3 protein-coding genes are annotated in these 20,279 nt (G+C 51.9%); all 3 read left to right on the forward strand.

The annotated features are described in order from the left end of the window. Positions 1–55 precede the first annotated feature (55 nt). Positions 56–418, forward strand: coding sequence for a transcriptional activator HxlR (gene hxlR, locus RUW00_RS20025; RefSeq protein ID WP_007409352.1), 363 nt, complete (start codon positions 56–58; stop codon positions 416–418). A gap of 591 nt (positions 419–1,009) precedes the next feature. Further along, positions 1,010–11,764, forward strand: coding sequence for a surfactin non-ribosomal peptide synthetase SrfAA (srfAA, locus tag RUW00_RS20030; protein ID WP_315956755.1), 10,755 nt, complete (start codon positions 1,010–1,012; stop codon positions 11,762–11,764). A gap of 21 nt (positions 11,765–11,785) precedes the next feature. Further along, positions 11,786–20,279: surfactin non-ribosomal peptide synthetase SrfAB (srfAB, locus tag RUW00_RS23130; protein ID WP_483861685.1), on the forward strand; the 8,494-nt coding region annotated here is incomplete at its 3' end.

Here is a 20,279-nt window from a genome sequence, read left to right on the forward strand (position 1 = left end):
AGCGTGTATGAATAGATGATGACCGTACAAAAAGTAAGAGGAAGGAGAATTATCCGTGAGCCGAATGGATGAGAAAACGTTTAATTGCGAAAAGGAATTGACGCTTGCCGTGATAGGCGGGAAGTGGAAAATGCTGATTATGTGGCACTTGGGAAAAGAAGGGACGAAGCGGTTTAATGAGCTGAAAGCTTTAATTCCGGATATTACGCACAAAATTCTTGTGAATCAGCTCAGGGAGCTGGAGCAGGATCTGATCGTTCACAGGGAAGTTTACCCTGTCGTCCCTCCGAAAGTGGAGTATTCTTTAACGGCGCAAGGAGAAAGCCTTATGCCGATTCTGGACGCCATGTATAAGTGGGGAAAAGATTATATGGAATTAATCAACATTGATAAAACTGCAATAAAGGAATCTTTTTGAAGTGCTCTATGTAAAATAGAGTGCTTTTTTTGCGGTTTAATGAAATCATATTGCGAACATTCGGGCCGTCTGTTTCGGTTCTTGCGCTGTTTTTTCCGGGTCAGCTTACGTACGTAAATTTTTTTCATTCTGTCATAACTGGATATTCGACAGATTTTCATTATAGTTTAAAGATTTTTAATTTTACGTAAATAATATTTTTGAAAATAAATTGCGGGATGCCGCAAAATACCCTCTGGATTCGTCGGATTTTTTTTCGGTGTGCCGCATGAAACTTTTCACCCATTTTTCGGTGATAAAAACAATATTTTCATATAAAGTGAACGTAAGTAGATATATAGAAATACATGCAGAAATAGGTAAACCTTTCGTGCTTACAATCAATGGCTTTTTGTCTTGATTTCTCATAAATTTGATGCCGCATTTCGGACTGCGCGGGTGAACGGATGACGGATTTCGGCGGTGATTGAATCGGGATCGTTTTTGGAGGTAAGTGGTTCTTTTGGCTTGAGAATGAGTTAGGGACATAGAGGGAGGCTGTTTCTAAGGGAGAATTGACAACTTTATCTTAAAAAGGGGAGGCGCACACATATGGAAATAACTTTTTATCCTTTAACAAATGCTCAAAAACGTATCTGGTATACAGAAAAATTCTATCCGAACACAAGCATTTCAAATCTAGCCGGTTTCGGGAAACTCATTTCTGAAGACGGCGTACAGGCTCATTACGTTGAGAAAGCGATACAGGAATTCGTCCGGCGGTATGAGTCGATGAGAATCCGTCTGCGGCTTGATGATGAGGGGGAGCCCGTTCAATATGTGAGCGAATACCGTCCGCTCTCTATCGGGCACACGGATATCAGGCAAGCCGGCTGCTCTGCGGACGAGCTGTCCAAATGGGGGCGTGAAGAAGCCGGCAAGCCTCTGGCGTTATATGATCAGGATTTATTCCGTTTTTCCGTGCACACGATCAGTGAAAATGAGGTCTGGTTTTACGCTAATGTGCATCACATTATTTCAGACGGGATTTCCATGACGATTCTGGGCAATGCGATTACTGATATTTATTTGGAGCTTTCAGGCGGGACAAGTGAGGAACAGACGGAGATCCCTTCTTTTATTGAGCATGTGCTGACAGAGCAGGAATATGTGCAGTCGAAGCGGTTTAAAAAGGATCGGGATTTTTGGAACGGGCAGTTTGAGACCGTGCCGGAGCTTGTGTCCCTGAAACGGAGCCAGGCAGATGCGGGTCTTGATGCAAAACGGTTTTCTCAAGAAATTCCTCACGACTTATATGGCCGCATTCATTCATTCTGCGAGGAGCATAAAGTCAGCGTACTGTCTCTGTTCCAGTCAGCTCTGATCACTTATCTCTACAAAGTGACCGGTCGTGATGACGTTGTCACGGGTACGTTTATGGGAAACCGGACGAATGCGAAAGAAAAGCAGATGCTCGGGATGTTCGTATCTACGGTGCCTGTGCGGACAAGCGTTGACGGAGGACAGTCGTTCTTGGAATTCGTTAAAGGCCGGATGAAGGATCTGATGAAAATTCTCCGCCACCAAAAGTATCCGTATAACCTGCTTGTCAATGATTTGCGCGCTTCGAAAAGTTCGCTGAGCAGATTGTTTACGGTGGCTCTGGAGTACCAGGTGATGCAGTGGCAGAAAAAAGAGAATCTGTCCTTCCTGACAGACCCTATTTTCAGCGGAAGCGGTACAAATGATATTTCAATTCATGTGAAGGAACGATGGGACACCGGGAAATTGACAATTGATTTTGACTATCGCAGCGACATTTTCAAGGGGGAAGAGATTGAATCTGTTTCTGAACGTTTGATCACGCTGATTGAAGATGCGATTTCATCTCCTGATCGCATAATTGATGAACTTACTCTTCTTTCTGAATCCGAGAAAGAGCGGCTGCTGAAACGGGCCTCCGGCAATCCGGTGAATTACCGCAAGGAGATGACGATTCCGGGGCTGTTTGAAGAGAAAGTGAAGTCACTGTCTGACAAACCCGCGGTTGTGTATGAAGGCCGAACATTGTCCTATCGCACATTGCATGAACAGTCAGGACGTATTGCCGGACGCCTTCTTCAAGCCGGGATATCAGCCGATTCTCCTGTCGCGGTGCTGCTTGGCCGTTCTGAGCGTGTCATTGCGGCAATATTGGGAATTTTGAAAGCGGGCGGCGCCTATGTGCCGATAGATCCTGACTTTCCGGCGGATCGGATTCAGTACATTTTGGAGGACAGCGGAGCGAAGGCTGTTCTGACGGAAGCCGGAATACAGGCGCCTGCAGCGGATGCCGAACGGATTGATTTTGACGAGGCTGTTCAGTATGAGACGGCTGCGGACGGTGTCGGCATTCAATCAGACCGGCTGGCTTACATCATCTACACGTCAGGTACAACGGGGCGGCCGAAAGGCGTGATGATTGAGCACCGGCAAGTTCATCATCTGGTGCAATCACTGCAGCAGGAGATTTATCAATGCGGTGAGCAGACGTTAAGAATGGCGCTTTTGGCTCCGTTTCATTTTGATGCGTCCGTCAAACAGATTTTCGCTTCGCTTCTTTTGGGACAGACGCTTTATATCGTGCCGAAAACGACTGTGACGAATGGCTCGGCACTGCTGGACTATTATCGTCAAAACCGGATTGAAGCCACTGACGGAACGCCTGCGCATCTGCAGATGATGGTTGCGGCGGGAGATGTCAGCGGAATTGAATTGCGCCACATGCTCATTGGGGGAGAGGGCCTGTCCGCGGCTGTTGCTGAACAGCTGATGACGCTCTTTCATCAATCGGGCAGGACGCCGCGTCTGACGAATGTCTACGGGCCGACAGAAACGTGTGTAGATGCGTCCGTGCATCAGGTGTCAGCGGATAACGGAATGAATCAACAGGCGGCGTACGTTCCGATCGGAAAACCGCTCGGCAACGCCCGTCTGTATATATTGGATAAGCACCAGCGGCTTCAGCCCGACGGCACGGCCGGTGAGCTGTATATCGCGGGTGACGGTGTAGGCCGCGGCTATTTAAATCTTCCGGATTTGACCGCAGAGAAGTTTTTACAGGACCCGTTTAACGGAAGCGGCCGCATGTACCGCACGGGTGATATGGCGCGCTGGCTGCCGGACGGGACGATCGAATATATCGGCCGTGAAGATGATCAGGTGAAAGTCCGCGGCTACCGTATTGAGCTGGGAGAAATTGAAACGGTGCTCAGAAAAGCTCCGGGCGCGGCGCAGGCCGTCGTGCTGGCACGGCCGGATCAGCAGGGCAGCTTAGATGTCTGCGCATATATCGTTCAGGAAAAAGGAACCGAGTTTCACCCTGCCGAGTACAGGGAGTATGTGTCCAAGCACCTTCCTGATTACATGGTGCCCGCTTACTTTACAAAAACGGACGAAATTCCGCTCACGCCGAGCGGGAAGGCGGACCGCAAAAAGCTGTTTGCGCTTGATGTGCAGGCTGTCAGCTCATCCGAATATGCCGCGCCGAGAAATGAAACGGAGGAAATGCTCACCGTCATCTGGCAGGAAGTCCTCGGAATGGACAAGGCGGGCATTTATGATCATTTCTTCGAGTCAGGCGGTCATTCATTAAAGGCAATGACGCTTCTGACGAAAATTCATAAGCAAATGGGCGTTGAAATTCCGCTGCAATACTTGTTTGAGCATCCGACGATTGCGGCGCTTGCCGATTATGCGGAAAACCGAAACGAAGGACCGGCATTCAATGCAATTGAGCCGGCTGAGAAGCAGGCGAGCTATCCGCTTTCGCTCGCTCAGCAGCGGACTTATATCGCGAGCCAATTTGAAGACGCGGGAGTCGGATATAACATGCCGGCTGCGGCCATGATTGAGGGCGCTTTAGACCGTGAAAAGCTTGAGCGTGCATTTTCTGCCTTAATCAGCAGGCATGAAGCGCTCAGAACATCGTTTCAATCAGAGGACGGCACGCCGAGACAGGTGATTGGCGAGCATGTTCCGTTTCATATTGAAATGATCGAAGCGCGCGGAAGAACGAATGAACAGGTCATGAAGGACTTTGTGCGCCGTTTTGATTTATCTGAGGCGCCGCTGTTCAGAATCGGCCTGCAAACGCTCGGTCACAATCGCCATCTGCTGCTGTTTGATATGCATCACCTGATTTCTGACGGGGTGTCTATTTCCATCATGCTGAAGGAACTGGCTGACATCTACGGCGGAAATCAGCTGCCTGAATTGCGCATTCAATATAAAGATTATGCCGTATGGCAGGCGGAACGGGCGAAAGAAGGCTACAAGAAGGAGCGGGCGTACTGGAAAGAAGTCTTCAGCGGGGAACTGCCGGTGCTTCAGCTGCTCCCTGATTATCCGCGGCCGCAGGTGCAAAGCTTTGAAGGTGACCGCGTGTCCGCCAAGCTGCCGAAAATGCTGCGGGAACGGCTGCAGAAGCTTGCCGAGAAAAACGGAGCCACCCTTTACATGGTGCTGTTATCGGCATACTATACGCTGCTTTCTAAGTATTCGGGACAGGAAGACATCATCGTGGGAACACCGTCAGCGGGAAGAAATCACTCCGATACCGAGGGGCTCATCGGGATGTTTGTCAACACGCTCGCGCTGAGAAGCTCCGTGAAGCAGGATCAGACATTTGCCGGCTTGTTAGGTCATGTGCGCAAGCAGGTGCTGGATGCGTTTTCCCACCAGGATTATCCGTTTGAGTGGCTGACCGAGGAGCTGAACGTGCCCCGGGACATGAGCAGGCATCCGATATTTGACACGATGTTCAGTCTGCAAAATGCTTCGGACGGAATTCCGGAGATCGGTAATCTGACGCTGGCTCTTCATGAAACAAACTTCAATATCGCCAAATTCGACCTGACCATGCAGGCCCGGGAAACAGCGGAAGGCCTTGCGCTTGATTTGGATTATTGCACGAAGCTGTTTAAGCGCTCAACTGCGGATCGCATGCTTGCGCACTATGTCCGTCTGCTGGAGAGCGCGGCAGCTCAGCCGGATGCGAAAATCAGCGAATATGATCTGCTTTCTGAACGGGAGGCTTTGACTCAATTACAGCAGTTCAACCCGGAACGCACGGCATACCCGAAAGAGCAAACGATCGTGCAGATCTTTGAAGAACAGGCCCGAAAGAACCCTGGCCGGACGGCTCTTCAGTTCGAAGGGGAAACCCTGTCGTATCAGCAGCTGAATGAACGCGCCAACAGACTTGCGCGGCATATTCTTTCGGTCGGAGGAGGCGGAAAAACCGCGGCTGTTCTGTGTGAACGGTCAATGGATATGATTGTTTCCATTATGGCTGTGTTAAAAGCGGGGTCCGCCTATGTGCCGATTGATCCTGAGCATCCGGTTCAGCGGATTCAGCATTTCTTCCGCGACAGCGGGGCGAATGTGCTCCTGACTCAGCAAAGCCTCAAGCCGCTTGCGGAAAAGGCCGGTTTTCAAGGCGTCATTGTGCTTGCTGATGATGAGGCGAGCTATGAAAAGGACTCTCACAATCCAGCATTGCCGTTTGATTCCAAAACGATTGCCAATCTCACTTATACATCAGGCACGACGGGAACGCCGAAAGGAAACATCGTCACACATGCCAACATTTTGCGGACGGTAAAAAATACGAACTATTTGACCGTTTCTGAAGAGGACACAGTGCTCGGTCTGTCAAATTACGTCTTTGACGCTTTTATGTTTGATATGTTCGGTTCGCTGTTAAACGGTGCAAAGCTTGTGATCGTCCCGAAAGATACGGTGCTGGATATGTCACGCCTGTCCCGTGTGATCAAACGGGAGAACGTCAGCATTCTGATGATTACGACGGCCCTGTTCCACCTGCTTGTTGATATGGAGCCGTCCTGTCTGACGACGCTTCGGAAAATCATGTTCGGGGGCGAAAGAGCGTCTGTAGAACATGTCAAAAAGGCGCTGGCGGCAGTAGGAAAAGGAAGACTGCTTCATATGTACGGCCCGTCGGAAAGCACGGTGTTTGCGACATACCATCCGGTGGATGTCATTGAAGAGGATACGCTCTCCGTTCCGATCGGGAAACCGGTCAGCAATACGGAAGTCTTTATCATGAACTCAGCCGGACGCATTCAGCCGGCGGGTATCGCGGGAGAGCTGTGCGTCAGCGGGGAAGGTCTCGTAGAAGGGTACTACAACCGTCCTGAACTGACGGAAGAAAAATTTGTAAAGCATCCGTTTAAGGAAGGTGAACGGATGTATAAAACGGGCGACTTGGCCAGATGGCTGCCGAATGGCGATATCGAGTTTATCGGACGTATCGACCATCAGGTGAAAATCCGCGGTCAGCGGATTGAGCTTGGCGAAATTGAGCATCAGCTCCAAAGCCATGACCAGATTCAGGAATGCATTGTGCTCGCTGTGGATCAGGGCGCGGGTGACAAACTTCTTTGCGCGTATGTTGTCGGCCTCCGAGAAATCTCTTCCCGGGAGCTGAGGGAGCATACGGCGAAGGATCTGCCGGCTTATATGATTCCGTCCGTCTTTATTCAATTGGATGAACTGCCTCTTACAGGGAACGGAAAAATCGACAGACGGGCGCTGCCGATGCCGGATGTGACCGCAGCGAATGCCGTGGCATATACGGCGCCGCGCAATGAAACAGAACAAAAACTGGCGGATATTTGGGCTGAGGTGCTGCAAATGGAACGTGTCGGCGTCCATGATCAGTTCTTTGAGATCGGGGGCCACTCGTTAGCGGGGATGAAACTGCTGGCCCTTATCCAGAAGACATTCGGCGTGCAGCTTACCTTAAAGGATCTGTTCACTTCTCCCACGGCTGCGGGGCTGGCGCAGCTGATTGAAGGGGCTGAGCGGAAGGCGGCTGAGAGCATCGCACCGGCGGCCGAGCGGGAAACGTATCCGGTTTCTTCACCGCAGAAGCGGATGTTCGTGCTTCAGCAGCTGGAGGGCGCTGAAACAAGCTATAACATGCCGTCTGTGCTCCGCTTAAAAGGAAAGCTTGATGCAGAAAAGCTGAAATCCGTCATGAAACAGCTGACAGAACGCCATGAAGCCTTCAGAACGACATTTGACATAAAGGATGGAGAAACGGTTCAGCGCATATGGGCGGAAGCTGATATCGACATGGAATATTATGAAGCCTCTGAAGAAGATGCTGAACGGATTATTCAGAGCTTTATCCGGCCGTTCCGCCTGGATCAGCTTCCTCTCGTCAGAACGGGACTGGTCAAGCTGGCTGAACATGACCACCTGCTGCTGTTTGATATGCACCATATCATTTCGGACGGCGCTTCAGTCGGCGTGCTGATAGATGAACTGTCCCGCTTATATGGCGGCGAAACGCTTGAGCCGCTGCGGATTCATTATAAAGACTATGCGGTATGGCAGCAGAAATTTATTCAATCAGAGCAGTACCGCAAGCAGGAGGAGCATTGGCTTCGGGAGCTTGACGGCGAGCTTCCGGTATTAACGCTGCCGGCTGATTACAGCCGTCCGGCCGTGCAAACCTTTGAAGGAGACAAGCTGGTCTTTTCTCTGACTGAGGAACAGACGTCGGCTCTTCGCAGTCTTGCGAAACAAACGGATTCTACCATGTACATGGTGCTGCTGGCGTCATACAGCGCCTTTCTCTCAAAACTGAGCGGACAGCATGACATCATTGTCGGCTCGCCGGTTGCGGGACGGTCACATGCGGATCTCGCAAACGTCATCGGTGTTTTTGTGAATACACTCGCGCTTCGTACGTATCCGGAGGCGGACAAAACGTTCACGGACTATCTTAAAGAAGTGAAACAAACCGCTTTACATGCATTTGACGCGCAGGATTATCCGCTTGAAGACCTTCTGCAAAAGGTTGAGGTGCAGCGTGATACGAGCAGAAATCCGCTGTTTGATGCGGTATTCTCAATGCAAAATGCAAATGCGGAAGATCTGGTCATGGAAGGAATTGAGCTGAAGCACCATCCGTTTGACAGAAAAACAGCCAAGTTTGACCTGACAATGACGGCTGAGGACACAGACGAAGGCTTAACGTTTGTGCTTGAATATAACACCGCGCTGTTTAAACCGGAAACGGCAGAGACATGGAAGCATTACTGGCTTCATCTGTTAGAAGCCGCAGCGGAAAATCCGGCTGCGAAACTTTCTAAGCTTTCATTGGTGAATGAAACAGAAAAACAAGCCCTCCTTAATGCATGGAAAGGAAAAACACTTTCTGTGCCGCGGGACAAAACGGTTCACCGTCTCTTTGAAGAAACGGCCGCCCGCTACGCGAACCGGCCGGCCGCGGCATACAACGGCGCGAAATGGACGTACGGCGAGCTGAACGCAAGGGCGAACCGGATCGCGCGCATTCTCATGGACTGCGGCGTCACGGCTGACGAGCGTGTCGGCATCCTGACGAAACCGTCCTTGGAAATGGCCGCGGGCGTACTCGGCGTCCTGAAAGCGGGCGCGGCATTTGTGCCGATTGACCCCGACTACCCGGAAGAGCGGATCAGCTACATTCTGCAGGACAGCGGCGCCAAGCTTCTTCTCACACAGGAAGCGCTGGGCGTGCCGGAAAGCTACAAAGGAGAAACGATCCTGCTTGACGGCGGACGCTCCATTCTGAGCCTGCCGCTTGATGAAAACGATGAAGCGAACCCGCAGACGGAAACAACGGCGGATCATCTCGCTTATATGATTTACACATCAGGAACGACCGGACAGCCGAAAGGTGTCATGGTCGAACACCATGCGCTGGTGAACCTGTGCTTCTGGCATCACGACGCATTCGCCATGACGGCGGATGATAAAAGCGCCAAATACGCGGGCTTCGGTTTTGACGCCTCCATCTGGGAGATGTTCCCGGCATGGACCATCGGCGCGGAACTTCACGTCATTGACGAAGCGATCCGGCTGGATATCACCCGCTTAAATCACTATTTCGAAGAGCACGGCGTGACCATCACCTTCCTGCCGACGCAGCTCGCCGAACAATTTATGGAGCTGGAAAATACCTCTCTCCGCATGCTTCTCGTCGGCGGCGATAAGCTGAAGCGGGCGGTGAAACAGCCGTACACGATCGTCAACAACTACGGCCCGACGGAAAACACCGTCGTCGCGACAAGCGGCGTCATCAATCCGGAGGAAGGATCGCTTTCGATCGGACGGGCGATTGCCAATACGAGAGTTTATATTCTCGGCGACGGCGATCAGGTGCAGCCGGAAGGCATTGCCGGTGAATTGTGTGTGGCCGGCCGCGGTCTGGCGCGCGGATACCTGAACCGTGAGGAAGAAACGGCGAAGCGGTTTACCGCAGATCCGTTCGTGCCCGGCGAGCGCATGTACCGGACCGGCGACCTCGTCAAATGGAACGCGCAGTGCGGCATTGAATACATCGGCCGTATCGACCAGCAGGTCAAAGTGAGGGGCTACCGGATCGAGCTTTCAGAAATCGAAGTCCGCCTCGCCCGGCTTGCGGACGTTCATGACGCAGCGGTGACGGCGGTGGAAGACAAAGCGGGCAATACCGCGCTTTGCGCCTATGTCGCGCCTCAGCAGGACGATATCGAAACGCTCAAAGCCGCGCTGAAAGACACGCTGCCTGACTACATGGTGCCGGCGTTCTGGGTGGAGATGGACGAGCTTCCGGTCACCGCAAACGGAAAGATTGACAAAAAAGCCCTGCCGGAACCGGACATTGAAGCGGGAAGCGCCGCGTACAAAGCGCCGGAAACGGAGATGGAGACGCTGCTTTCCGACATTTGGCAGGAAGTGCTCGGTCTTGATCAGATCGGCGTAAGCGATAATTTCTTCACGCTCGGCGGCGACTCGATCAAAGGCATCCAAATGGCGAGCCGCCTGAACCAGCACGGCTACAAATTGGAGATGAAAGATCTCTTCCAGCACCCGACCATCGAAGAGCTCGTCTCCTACGTGGAGCGTACGGAAGGCAAGCAGGCCGACCAGGGACCTGTCGAAGGCGAAGCGGAGTTAACGCCGATCCAGCGCTGGTTCTTTGAGAAAAACTTCACGGACAAACACCACTGGAACCAATCCGTCATGCTTCACGCGAAAGACGGCTTTGATCCGGAGATAACAGAAAAAACATTACATGTCCTGACGGTGCACCATGATGCGCTCCGGATGATTTATCGTGAACAAAAACCGTATTACAGAGGGCTTGAGGATGCGTCTGTTGAACTGAACGTCTTTGAGCTGAACGGACCTGCTGAAGACCATGAGGACCGTATCGAAAGGGAAGCAGACCGTCTTCAAAGCAGTATTTCACTGGAAACAGGACATCTGCTGAAAGCCGGGCTCTTCCGGGCTGAAGATGGAGACCACCTTCTTCTCGCAATCCATCACTTAGTCGTGGATGGTGTATCTTGGCGGATTTTACTGGAGGACTTCACGTCCGTTTATACGCAGCTGAAGCAAGGCAATGAACCCGCGCTGCCGCCGAAAACACATTCATTCGCCGAATTTGCCGAGAGAATCAAAGAATACGCAAATACGAAGGCGTTTCTGAAAGAAGCGGATTACTGGAGAGAGCTTGAGGAAAAAGAGGTATGCACTCAGCTTCCGAAAGACAGGCAGTCTGGTGATCAGCGTATGAAACATACGAGAACGGTCAGCTTCTCTCTGACGCCTGAACAAACTGAACAGCTGACGACAAACGTACATGAAGCCTATCACACCGAAATGAACGACATCCTGCTCACGGCGCTCGGATTGGCGCTGAAAGAGTGGACGGGTGAAAACACGATCGGCGTTCATTTGGAAGGCCACGGGCGCGAAGACATTCTTGACGGCTTGAATATCACCCGGACGGTCGGATGGTTTACGAGCATGTATCCGATGATCCTTGAGATGAAGCACGCCGACGATCTTTCATATCAGCTGAAACAAATGAAAGAAGACATCAGACACATCCCGAACAAAGGAGTCGGCTACGGCATTCTGCGTTATGTAACGGCGCCTGAGCATAAAGAGAATCTTTCATTTGAGATTGATCCGGATATCAGCTTTAACTACTTAGGCCAGTTTAATGAGATGTCGGATTCCGGCTTATTTACAAGATCCGGGATGCCGTCAGGACAATCGCTGAGCCCTGACACAGAGAAGCCGAATGCGCTTGATATTGTCGGATTTATAGAAAACGGGCAGATGACGATGACGTTTGCCTATCATTCTCTCGAATTTCATGAAAAAACCATTCAATCGTTCAGTGACAGCTTTAAAGGGCACCTCTTGAAAATCATAGATCACTGCCTGGCCCAAGACGGACCTGAGCTTACGCCTAGCGATCTTGGCGATGATGATCTGACGCTTGATGAACTTGATAAATTAATGGAAATTCTCTAACAGAAAAGACAGAGGTGACATATGAGCAAAAAATCAATTCAAAAGGTGTATGCACTCACACCGATGCAGGAGGGAATGCTGTATCATGCGCTGCTTGATCCGCATTCTTCCTCCTACTTCACACAATTAGAGCTTAGGATCCACGGAAGCTTTCAGCTGGAGCTTTTTGAAAAAAGCGTCAATGAGCTGATCCGGACATATGACATCCTGCGTACGGTATTCGTGCACCAGCAGCTTCAAAAACCGCGCCAAGTCGTATTGGCGGAGCGGAAGACGAAGGTGCACTATGAAGATATCAGTCAATTAGATGAAGCGCGCCAAACCGAATATATTGAACGCTATAAACGCAGCGTGCAGCAGCAGGGCTTTCATCTGGCGAAGGATATTCTCTTTAAAGCGGCGGTGTTCAGACTCAGTGAGAAGGAGCTGTATCTCGTCTGGAGCAATCATCATATCGTCATGGACGGCTGGAGTATGGGCGTTTTGATGAAAAGCCTGTTCCAAAACTATGAAGCGCTTCGTGCCGGCCGGCCCGCCGGGGGAAGCCAGGGCAAACCTTACTCTGACTATATCAAATGGCTCGGAGGCCGGGATTATGAGGAGGCGGAACAATATTGGAGCAGCCGCCTGGCGGATTTCGAACAGCCGAGCCTGCTCCCGGGCCGTCTGGCAGCAGAAAAGAAAGACTACCAAAATGAAGAATATTCTTTTGTCTGGGATGAGGAGCTGGTCGCGCAGATTCAGCAGACCGCCAACCGGCATCAAGTCACGGGGCCTAACCTGTTTCAGGCCGTTTGGGGTGCGGTGCTCAGCAAATACAATTATACAGACGATGTGGTGTTCGGCACCGTCGTATCAGGCCGTCCTTCAGAAATCAACGGCATAGAAACGATGGCGGGGCTGTTCATCAATACGATTCCCGTCAGAATCAAGATTGACAAAGATGCAGCCTTTTCGGACGTGATGGCGGCAGTTCAGAAAAACGCCGTGGAAGCCGAGCGCTATGATTATGTGCCGCTCTATGACATTCAAAAGCGCTCCGCCCTGGACGGCAGCCTCTTGAATCATTTGGTCGCGTTTGAAAACTATCCGCTGGACAAAGAGCTGGAAAACGGGGGCATGGAGGAAAGACTCGGCTTTTCCATTAAAGTGGAACATGCTTTTGAGCAGACGAGCTTTGATTTCAATCTCATCGTGTATCCGGGAAAAACGTGGACTGTCAAAATCAAATACAACGGAGCGGCTTTCGCCCATGATGCCATCGAACGAACGGCGCACCATCTGACCCGCATGATGAAAGCCGCGGTCGGAACGCCTGACGCGCCTGTGCGGGAACTCGGCCTTGTTTCAGGCAAAGAAGAGCGGCAGATTGTTGAGGTATTCAATGATACGAAAACGGCGCTTCCGGAAGAGGAGGCCGTTCACCGTTTGTTTGAAGCACAGGCAAACCGGACGCCTGCAAGCAGCGCAATAAAAGAAGCGGGACGCGAATGGACCTACCGTGAAGTGAACGAAGCGGCCAACCGCCTGGCGAGACGCCTTGTGAAGAGCGGGCTGGAAAAAGGCCGGACCGCCGCTATTATGAACGACCGGTCTGCGGAAACCGTTATAGGAATGCTTGCCGTCCTAAAAGCAGGCGGCGCATATGTGCCGATTGATCCGGCTTTTCCGGAGGACCGTCTCCGCTTTATGGCGGAAGACAGCTCGATTCGGCTCGTGCTGACGGTTCAGGCATATCAAGAACAAGCGGGCGCATTGCAAGTCCCGGTCGTCATGCTGGATGAAAGCGCGGATGAAACGGTAAGCGGAACAGACTTGAATCTCCCCGCTGGCGGCAACGACTTGGCGTATATCATGTATACATCCGGATCGACCGGCAAACCGAAAGGCGTCATGATTGAACACAGAAATATCATCAGGCTCGTCAAACATTCGAATTACGTGCCGGTTCATGAAGAAGACCGGATGGCGCAAACGGGAGCCGTCAGCTTTGATGCCGGAACCTTCGAAGTCTTCGGCGCATTGCTGAACGGAGCGTCATTGCATCCGGTGAAAAAAGAGACGCTGCTTGACGCCGGACAATTCGCCCAATTTCTGAAAGAGCAGCGGATCACGACCATGTGGCTGACGTCTCCGCTGTTTAATCAGCTTGCCCAAAAGGATGCCGGCATGTTTAACACGCTCCGGCACCTCATCATCGGCGGTGATGCGCTTGTGCCGCATATCGTCAGCAAAGTGAGGAAGGCATCACCGGAGCTGTCGCTTTGGAACGGCTACGGGCCGACGGAGAATACGACGTTTTCGACGAGTTTTCTCATTGATCAGGACTACGACGGCTCGATCCCGATCGGGAAGCCGATCGGAAATTCCACTGCGTACATTATGGATGAAAACCGCAACCTCCAGCCGATCGGCGCGCCCGGTGAGCTGTGCGTCGGCGGAAGCGGAGTGGCAAGAGGCTATGTGAATCTGCCTGAATTAACGGAGAAGCAGTTTGTACGCGATCCGTTCAGACCGGATGAAATGATATACCGGACGGGGGACTTGGCGAAGTGGCTTCCGGACGGCACGATCGAGTTTCTCGGCAGAATTGACAACCAAGTAAAGGTCCGCGGTTTCAGAATTGAGCTCGGCGAAATCGAGGCGAAAATCAGCCAGGCGGAGAATGTGACGGAATCTGCGGCTGTGATCCGGAAAAATAAAGCGGATGAAAATGAAATCTGCGCTTACTTTACCGCAGACCAAGCCCTTTCGCCGGAAGACCTGCGCAAAACGCTTTCGGAATCACTTCCGGAATACATGATTCCGGCGCACTTCATCCAGATGAATCAGTTTCCGCTGACGGCGAACGGAAAGATTGATAAAAAAGCGCTGCCTGAGCCTCAGGCTGAAGCCGTTCAAAAAGAATACGTAGCGCCGAAAACGGAAGCGGAGCAGAAACTCGCGGACATTTGGGAAGGCATTCTCGGTGTAAAAGCGGGTGTGACTGACAATTTCTTCACGATTGGCGGACATTCTTTAAAAGCCATGATGATGACCGCTAAAATTCAGGAGCACTTTCAAAAAGAAGTGCCGATTAAAGTGTTATTTGAAAAGCCGACCATTCAGGAGCTTGCGCATTATTTGCAGCATGAGAGCGAGGAGGAGCAGCAGTTTGAACCGATCCGACAAGCGCCTTATCAGAAGCATTATCCTGTTTCCTCAGCACAGCGCAGGATGTATATCCTTAATCAGCTCGGACAGGCCAGCACGAGCTACAACGTCCCTGCTGTACTTCTGCTGGAAGGATCAGTAGACAAAAAGCGTCTTGAGGAGGCCATGCAGGCATTAATCAACCGTCATGAGACACTGCGTACGTCGTTTGACATGGCAGATGGAGAAGTCGTGCAGACCATTCATAAAAATGTGTCGTTTGAGCTTGAAACCGCCGAGGGCCGGGAAGAAGATGCAGAAGAGCTGACAAAAGCCTTTATCAGACCGTTTGCGCTCAACCGCGCGCCGCTTGTCCGTTCGAAGCTGATCCGGCTTGAAGAAGACCGGCATCTTCTGCTGATTGACATGCACCACATTATTACGGACGGAAGCTCAATGGGCATTTTCATCGGTGATCTTGCGAAGCTTTATCAAGGCACGGAGCTTGCGCTGCCAAAGATTCATTATAAGGATTTTTCAGTCTGGCAGCGTGAAAAAGCAAATCTCGATCAGCACGAAGCCTACTGGCTTGATACGTTCAAAGGCGATCTGCCGGTGCTGGATCTGCCGCTTGATTTCCCGCGTCCTGCCGAGCGCAGTTTTGAAGGGGAACGCGTCATCTTCGGGCTTGATAAACAGGTGACGGCGCAGATTAAGAAGCTGCTGGCTGATACGGATACGACGATGTACATGTTCTTGTTAGCCGCTTTTCAAGTGCTGCTGTCCAAATATTCGGGGCAGGAAGACATCGTAGTCGGGTCTCCGGCGGCCGGAAGACAGCATCCTGATCTCCAAGACGTGCCGGGCATGTTTGTCAACACAGTTGCGCTTCGGTCGCATCCTGCCGGCAAAAAAACGTTCAAACAATTTCTGGATGAGGTGAAAACAGCGAGCCTTCAAGCTTTTGAGCATCAAAGCTATCCGCTTGAAGAATTAATTGAAAAACTGCCGTTAACGAGGGACACAAGCCGGAGTCCGCTGTTCAGCGTGTTATTTAATATGCAGAACATGGAGATCCCGGCCCTGCGGCTCGGAGATTTGGAGATTTCTTCATACTCCATGCATCATCATGTCGCTAAATTTGATCTTTCCTTAGAAGCGGCTGAACGCGGAGAAGAGGTCGGATTGAGCTTTGATTACGCGAAAGCCTTATTTGCGGACGAAACCATCCGCCGCTGGAGCGCTCATTTTGTCAACCTGATTAAAGCCTGCGCTGAAAATCCGGATATTCAGCTGTCCGACGCAAGCCTGCTGTCCGCTCCTGAACGGGAAGCGCTCCTTTCTGATGAAAAACGTACGGAAGCGGATTTGCCTGAGGGCACTTTTGTTTCGCTGTTTGAACGGCAAGCGCAAAAAACGCCTGATCTCACGGCGGTTGCGGGCGGAACAAGTCTGACATATCGTGAGCTTGATGAACGCTCGAACCGGTTTGCCCGCCACCTTCAGGCTTGCGGAACGGGCAGTGAGGACATCGTGGCCATTATGATGGATCGTTCGGCCGACTTGATTACCGCGATTCTCGGCGTCATGAAAGCCGGAGCGGCATTTCTCCCGATTGATCCGGAGACTCCTGAAGAGAGAATCCGCTACTCTCTTGAAGACAGCGGAACGAAGCTTCTGGTCGTCAATGAGAGAAACATGACCGCTGCCGCCGTTTATAAAGGAAAAACGATCGTAATGGAAGACGGAGAATGGCAGAACGAAAGCGCCAGCCGGCTTGAAACGAAGCCCGGCGCCGACCAGCTTGCCTATATCATTTATACTTCGGGAACAACGGGCAAACCGAAAGGCGTCCAGCTGGAGCATCGCAATCTAATCAATTATGTCACATGGTTCAGCCGTGAAGCCGGTTTGACCGAAGCTGACAAATCTGTGCTGCTGTCTTCTTACGCATTTGATCTCGGCTATACGGCTATATTCCCGATTCTTCAGGCGGGCGGCGAGCTGCACATTGTGCCGAAAGAGACGTACACCGCGCCTGATCAGCTTGGTGAGTATATACAGAAAAACGGCATTACGTATATGAAACTGACGCCGTCATTGTTCCATATGATCGTCAATACAGCCCGTTTTACGTCAGAACGCCGTTTCAGCCCGCTTCGTTTAGTGGTGCTCGGCGGAGAAAAGATCATCACGTCCGATGTCCGCAAGTTTCATGACGTATACGCCCATACCGACTTCATCAATCACTACGGGCCGACGGAAACGACGATCGGCGCCATTGCCGGACGGATCAATATGGAGCGCCTTGATCAATATGAGCAGCGTCCCGTCATCGGCCGCCCGATCGCGAATACCGGCGCGCTTGTATTGGACGGAGCAATGCAGCTCGTGCCTCCGGGCGCAAGCGGCGAGCTTTATATTACCGGAAAGGGGCTTGCCAGAGGATATCTTCACCGTCCGCAGCTGACGGCGGAGAAATTTCTCTCAAATCCTTTTTCACCGGACAGCCTGATGTACAAAACGGGAGATGTCGTCCGCAGGCTTTCTGACGGGACGATTGAATTTATCGGCCGTGCGGATGATCAGGTGAAAATCCGGGGCTACCGCATTGAATTAAAAGAGGTTGAAACCGTGCTGTTAAGCGTAAACGGCATTCAGGAGGCGGTCGTTCTCGCAGTCAGCGAAGGCGGGCTGCCGGAACTGTGCGCGTACTATAAAGCCGGCAGCGAGCTGAAAGGCTCTGAGCTTCGCAAACGGCTTTCCGAAACACTGCCGTCTCATATGCTCCCGGCCTATTTCGTGCAAGTAGACCGCATTCCGCTCACAGCCAACGGAAAAACCGATAAAAACGCCCTCCCGAAACCGGGCGTCAGCCAAACGGCGCAAACAGCTTCAGCCTTGCCGGAAACGGAATTGGAGGAAAAGCTGTGCCGCATTTGGAAACAGACACTCGGTACGGATACGCTCGGCATCGACGATAATTTCTTTGATTATGGCGGGCACTCTTTAAAAGGCATGATGCTCCTCGCCAATATTCAGGCTGAACTGGACAAAACGGTTCCGTTAAAAGCGCTGTTCGAACAGCCGACTGTCCGCCTGCTTGCCGCATATATCGAAAAATCAGCGGTATCTGAGGGATATCGGATGATCTCACCGGCAGACAGTGTAGACGCGTACCCGTTATCATCCGCCCAAAAACGGATGTACGTCCTGAACCAGCTTGACCGGGAGACAATCAGCTATAATATGCCGTCCGTTCTTCTGATGGAAGGAGAAGTCAATATTTCAAGGCTTCAGGAAGCGCTCAATCAGATGATCAATCGCCACGAGTCTTTGCGGACGTCCTTTATCGATCAAAACGGCCGCCCGATGCAGCAGATCGCAGAACAGGCTGACATCGACCTGCACATCTTTGAAGCAGCGGACGAGGAGAAAGCGGATCTTATCATTCAGGCATTCATTAAGCCGTTTGATCTGAGCGCGGCTCCGCTCATTCGGGCCGCTCTTGTCAGACTGAACGAAAAGAAACACCTGCTGCTGCTGGATATGCATCATATTATTGCCGACGGCGTGTCCAGAAGCATGCTGGTCAAAGAGCTCGCTCATCTTTACAAAGGCGGAAGCCTGCCGTCGCCGAACCTGCACTATAAAGACTTCGCCGTCTGGCAGAATGAACCTGAGCAGGCCGAACGGATGAAAGACCATGAGCGTTATTGGCTCTCCGCATTTTCCGGCGAGCTTCCTGAATTGAATCTGCCGACTGATTTTCCCCGTCCGCCGGTCCAAAGTTTTAAAGGACAATCCGTCCGTTTCAGAGCGGGGCGTGAAACGGAAAAAGCGGTGCGTGAATTAATGGAATCATCGGGAGCGACTCTTCATATGGTGCTTCACGCCGTGTTCCATGTCTTTTTGAGCAAAATCACGGGGCAGCGCGATATCATTATCGGCTCGGTGACAGCCGGAAGAACGAGCGCCGAAGTTCAGGAAATGCCGGGGATGTTTGTCAATACGCTTGCGCTTCGCAATGAAACGCGCAAAGAGCAGACCTTCGCCGGGCTGCTCGAACAGGTGAAACAAACCAATCTCGACGCGCTGGCGCATCAGGATTATCCGTTTGAGGATCTGATCGGAAAGCTTGACCTGCCGAGAGATATGAGCCGAAATCCGTTGTTCCAAGTCATGGTGACGACAGAAGATCCGGATAAAGAAACACTGGAACTGGAGAACCTGCGCATCACTCCGTATGAGTCGAACCAAGGCACGGCGAAATTCGATCTGACACTCGGCGGGTTTACGGATCAAGAAGGCCTCGGCCTTCAGTTTGAATATGCGACTGATCTGTTTAAAAAAGAAACAATTGAAAAGTGGAGCGCCGGGTTCCTGCGGATTCTGAAGCAAGCGGCAGAAAGCCCGGACAGAAAGCTGCCTGAGATTTCACTGATCAGCGATGCTGAAAAACAAGCCCTCCTCAACGCATGGAAAGGAAAAACAATTTCTGTGCCGCGGGACAAAACGGTTCACCGTCTCTTTGAGGAAACGGCCGCCCGCTACGCGAACCGGCCGGCCGCGGCATACAACGGCGCGAAATGGACGTACGGCGAGCTGAACGCAAGGGCGAACCGGATCGCGCGCATCCTCATGGACTGCGGCGTCACGGCTGACGAACGTGTCGGCATTTTGACGAAACCGTCCTTGGAAATGGCCGCGGGCGTACTCGGCGTCCTGAAAGCGGGCGCGGCATTTGTGCCGATTGACCCCGACTACCCGGAAGAGCGCATCAGCTACATTCTGCAGGACAGCGGCGCCAAGCTTCTTCTCACACAGGAAGCGCTGGACGTACCGGAAAGCTACAACGGAGAAACGATTCTGCTTGACGGCGGACGCTCCATTCTGAGCCTGCCGCTTGATGAAAACGATGAAGCGAACCCGCAGACGGAAACAACGGCGGATCATCTCGCTTATATGATTTACACGTCAGGAACGACCGGACAGCCGAAGGGTGTCATGGTCGAACACCATGCGCTGGTAAACCTGTGCTTCTGGCATCACGACGCATTCGCCATGACGGCGGATGATAAGAGCGCCAAATACGCGGGCTTCGGTTTTGACGCCTCCATTTGGGAAATGTTCCCGGCATGGACCATCGGCGCGGAGCTTCACGTCATTGACGAAGCGATCCGGCTGGATATCACCCGCTTAAATCACTATTTCGAGGAGAACGGCGTGACCATCACCTTCCTGCCGACGCAGCTGGCCGAACAATTTATGGAGCTGGAAAATACCTCTCTCCGCATGCTTCTCGTCGGCGGCGATAAGCTGAAGCGGGCGGTGAAACAGCCGTACACGATCGTCAACAACTACGGCCCGACGGAAAACACCG

Origin of the sequence: Bacillus sp. IS1 (genome assembly GCF_032461585.1) — a bacterium.
Taxonomy (GTDB): Bacteria; Bacillota; Bacilli; order Bacillales; family Bacillaceae; genus Bacillus; species Bacillus velezensis.

What these genes read in the sequence shown, in the direction of transcription:
- srfAA (WP_315956755.1), top strand. Translation starts at nt 1,010, where the DNA reads ATGGAAATAACTTTTTATCCTTTAACAAATGCTCAAAAACGTATCTGG.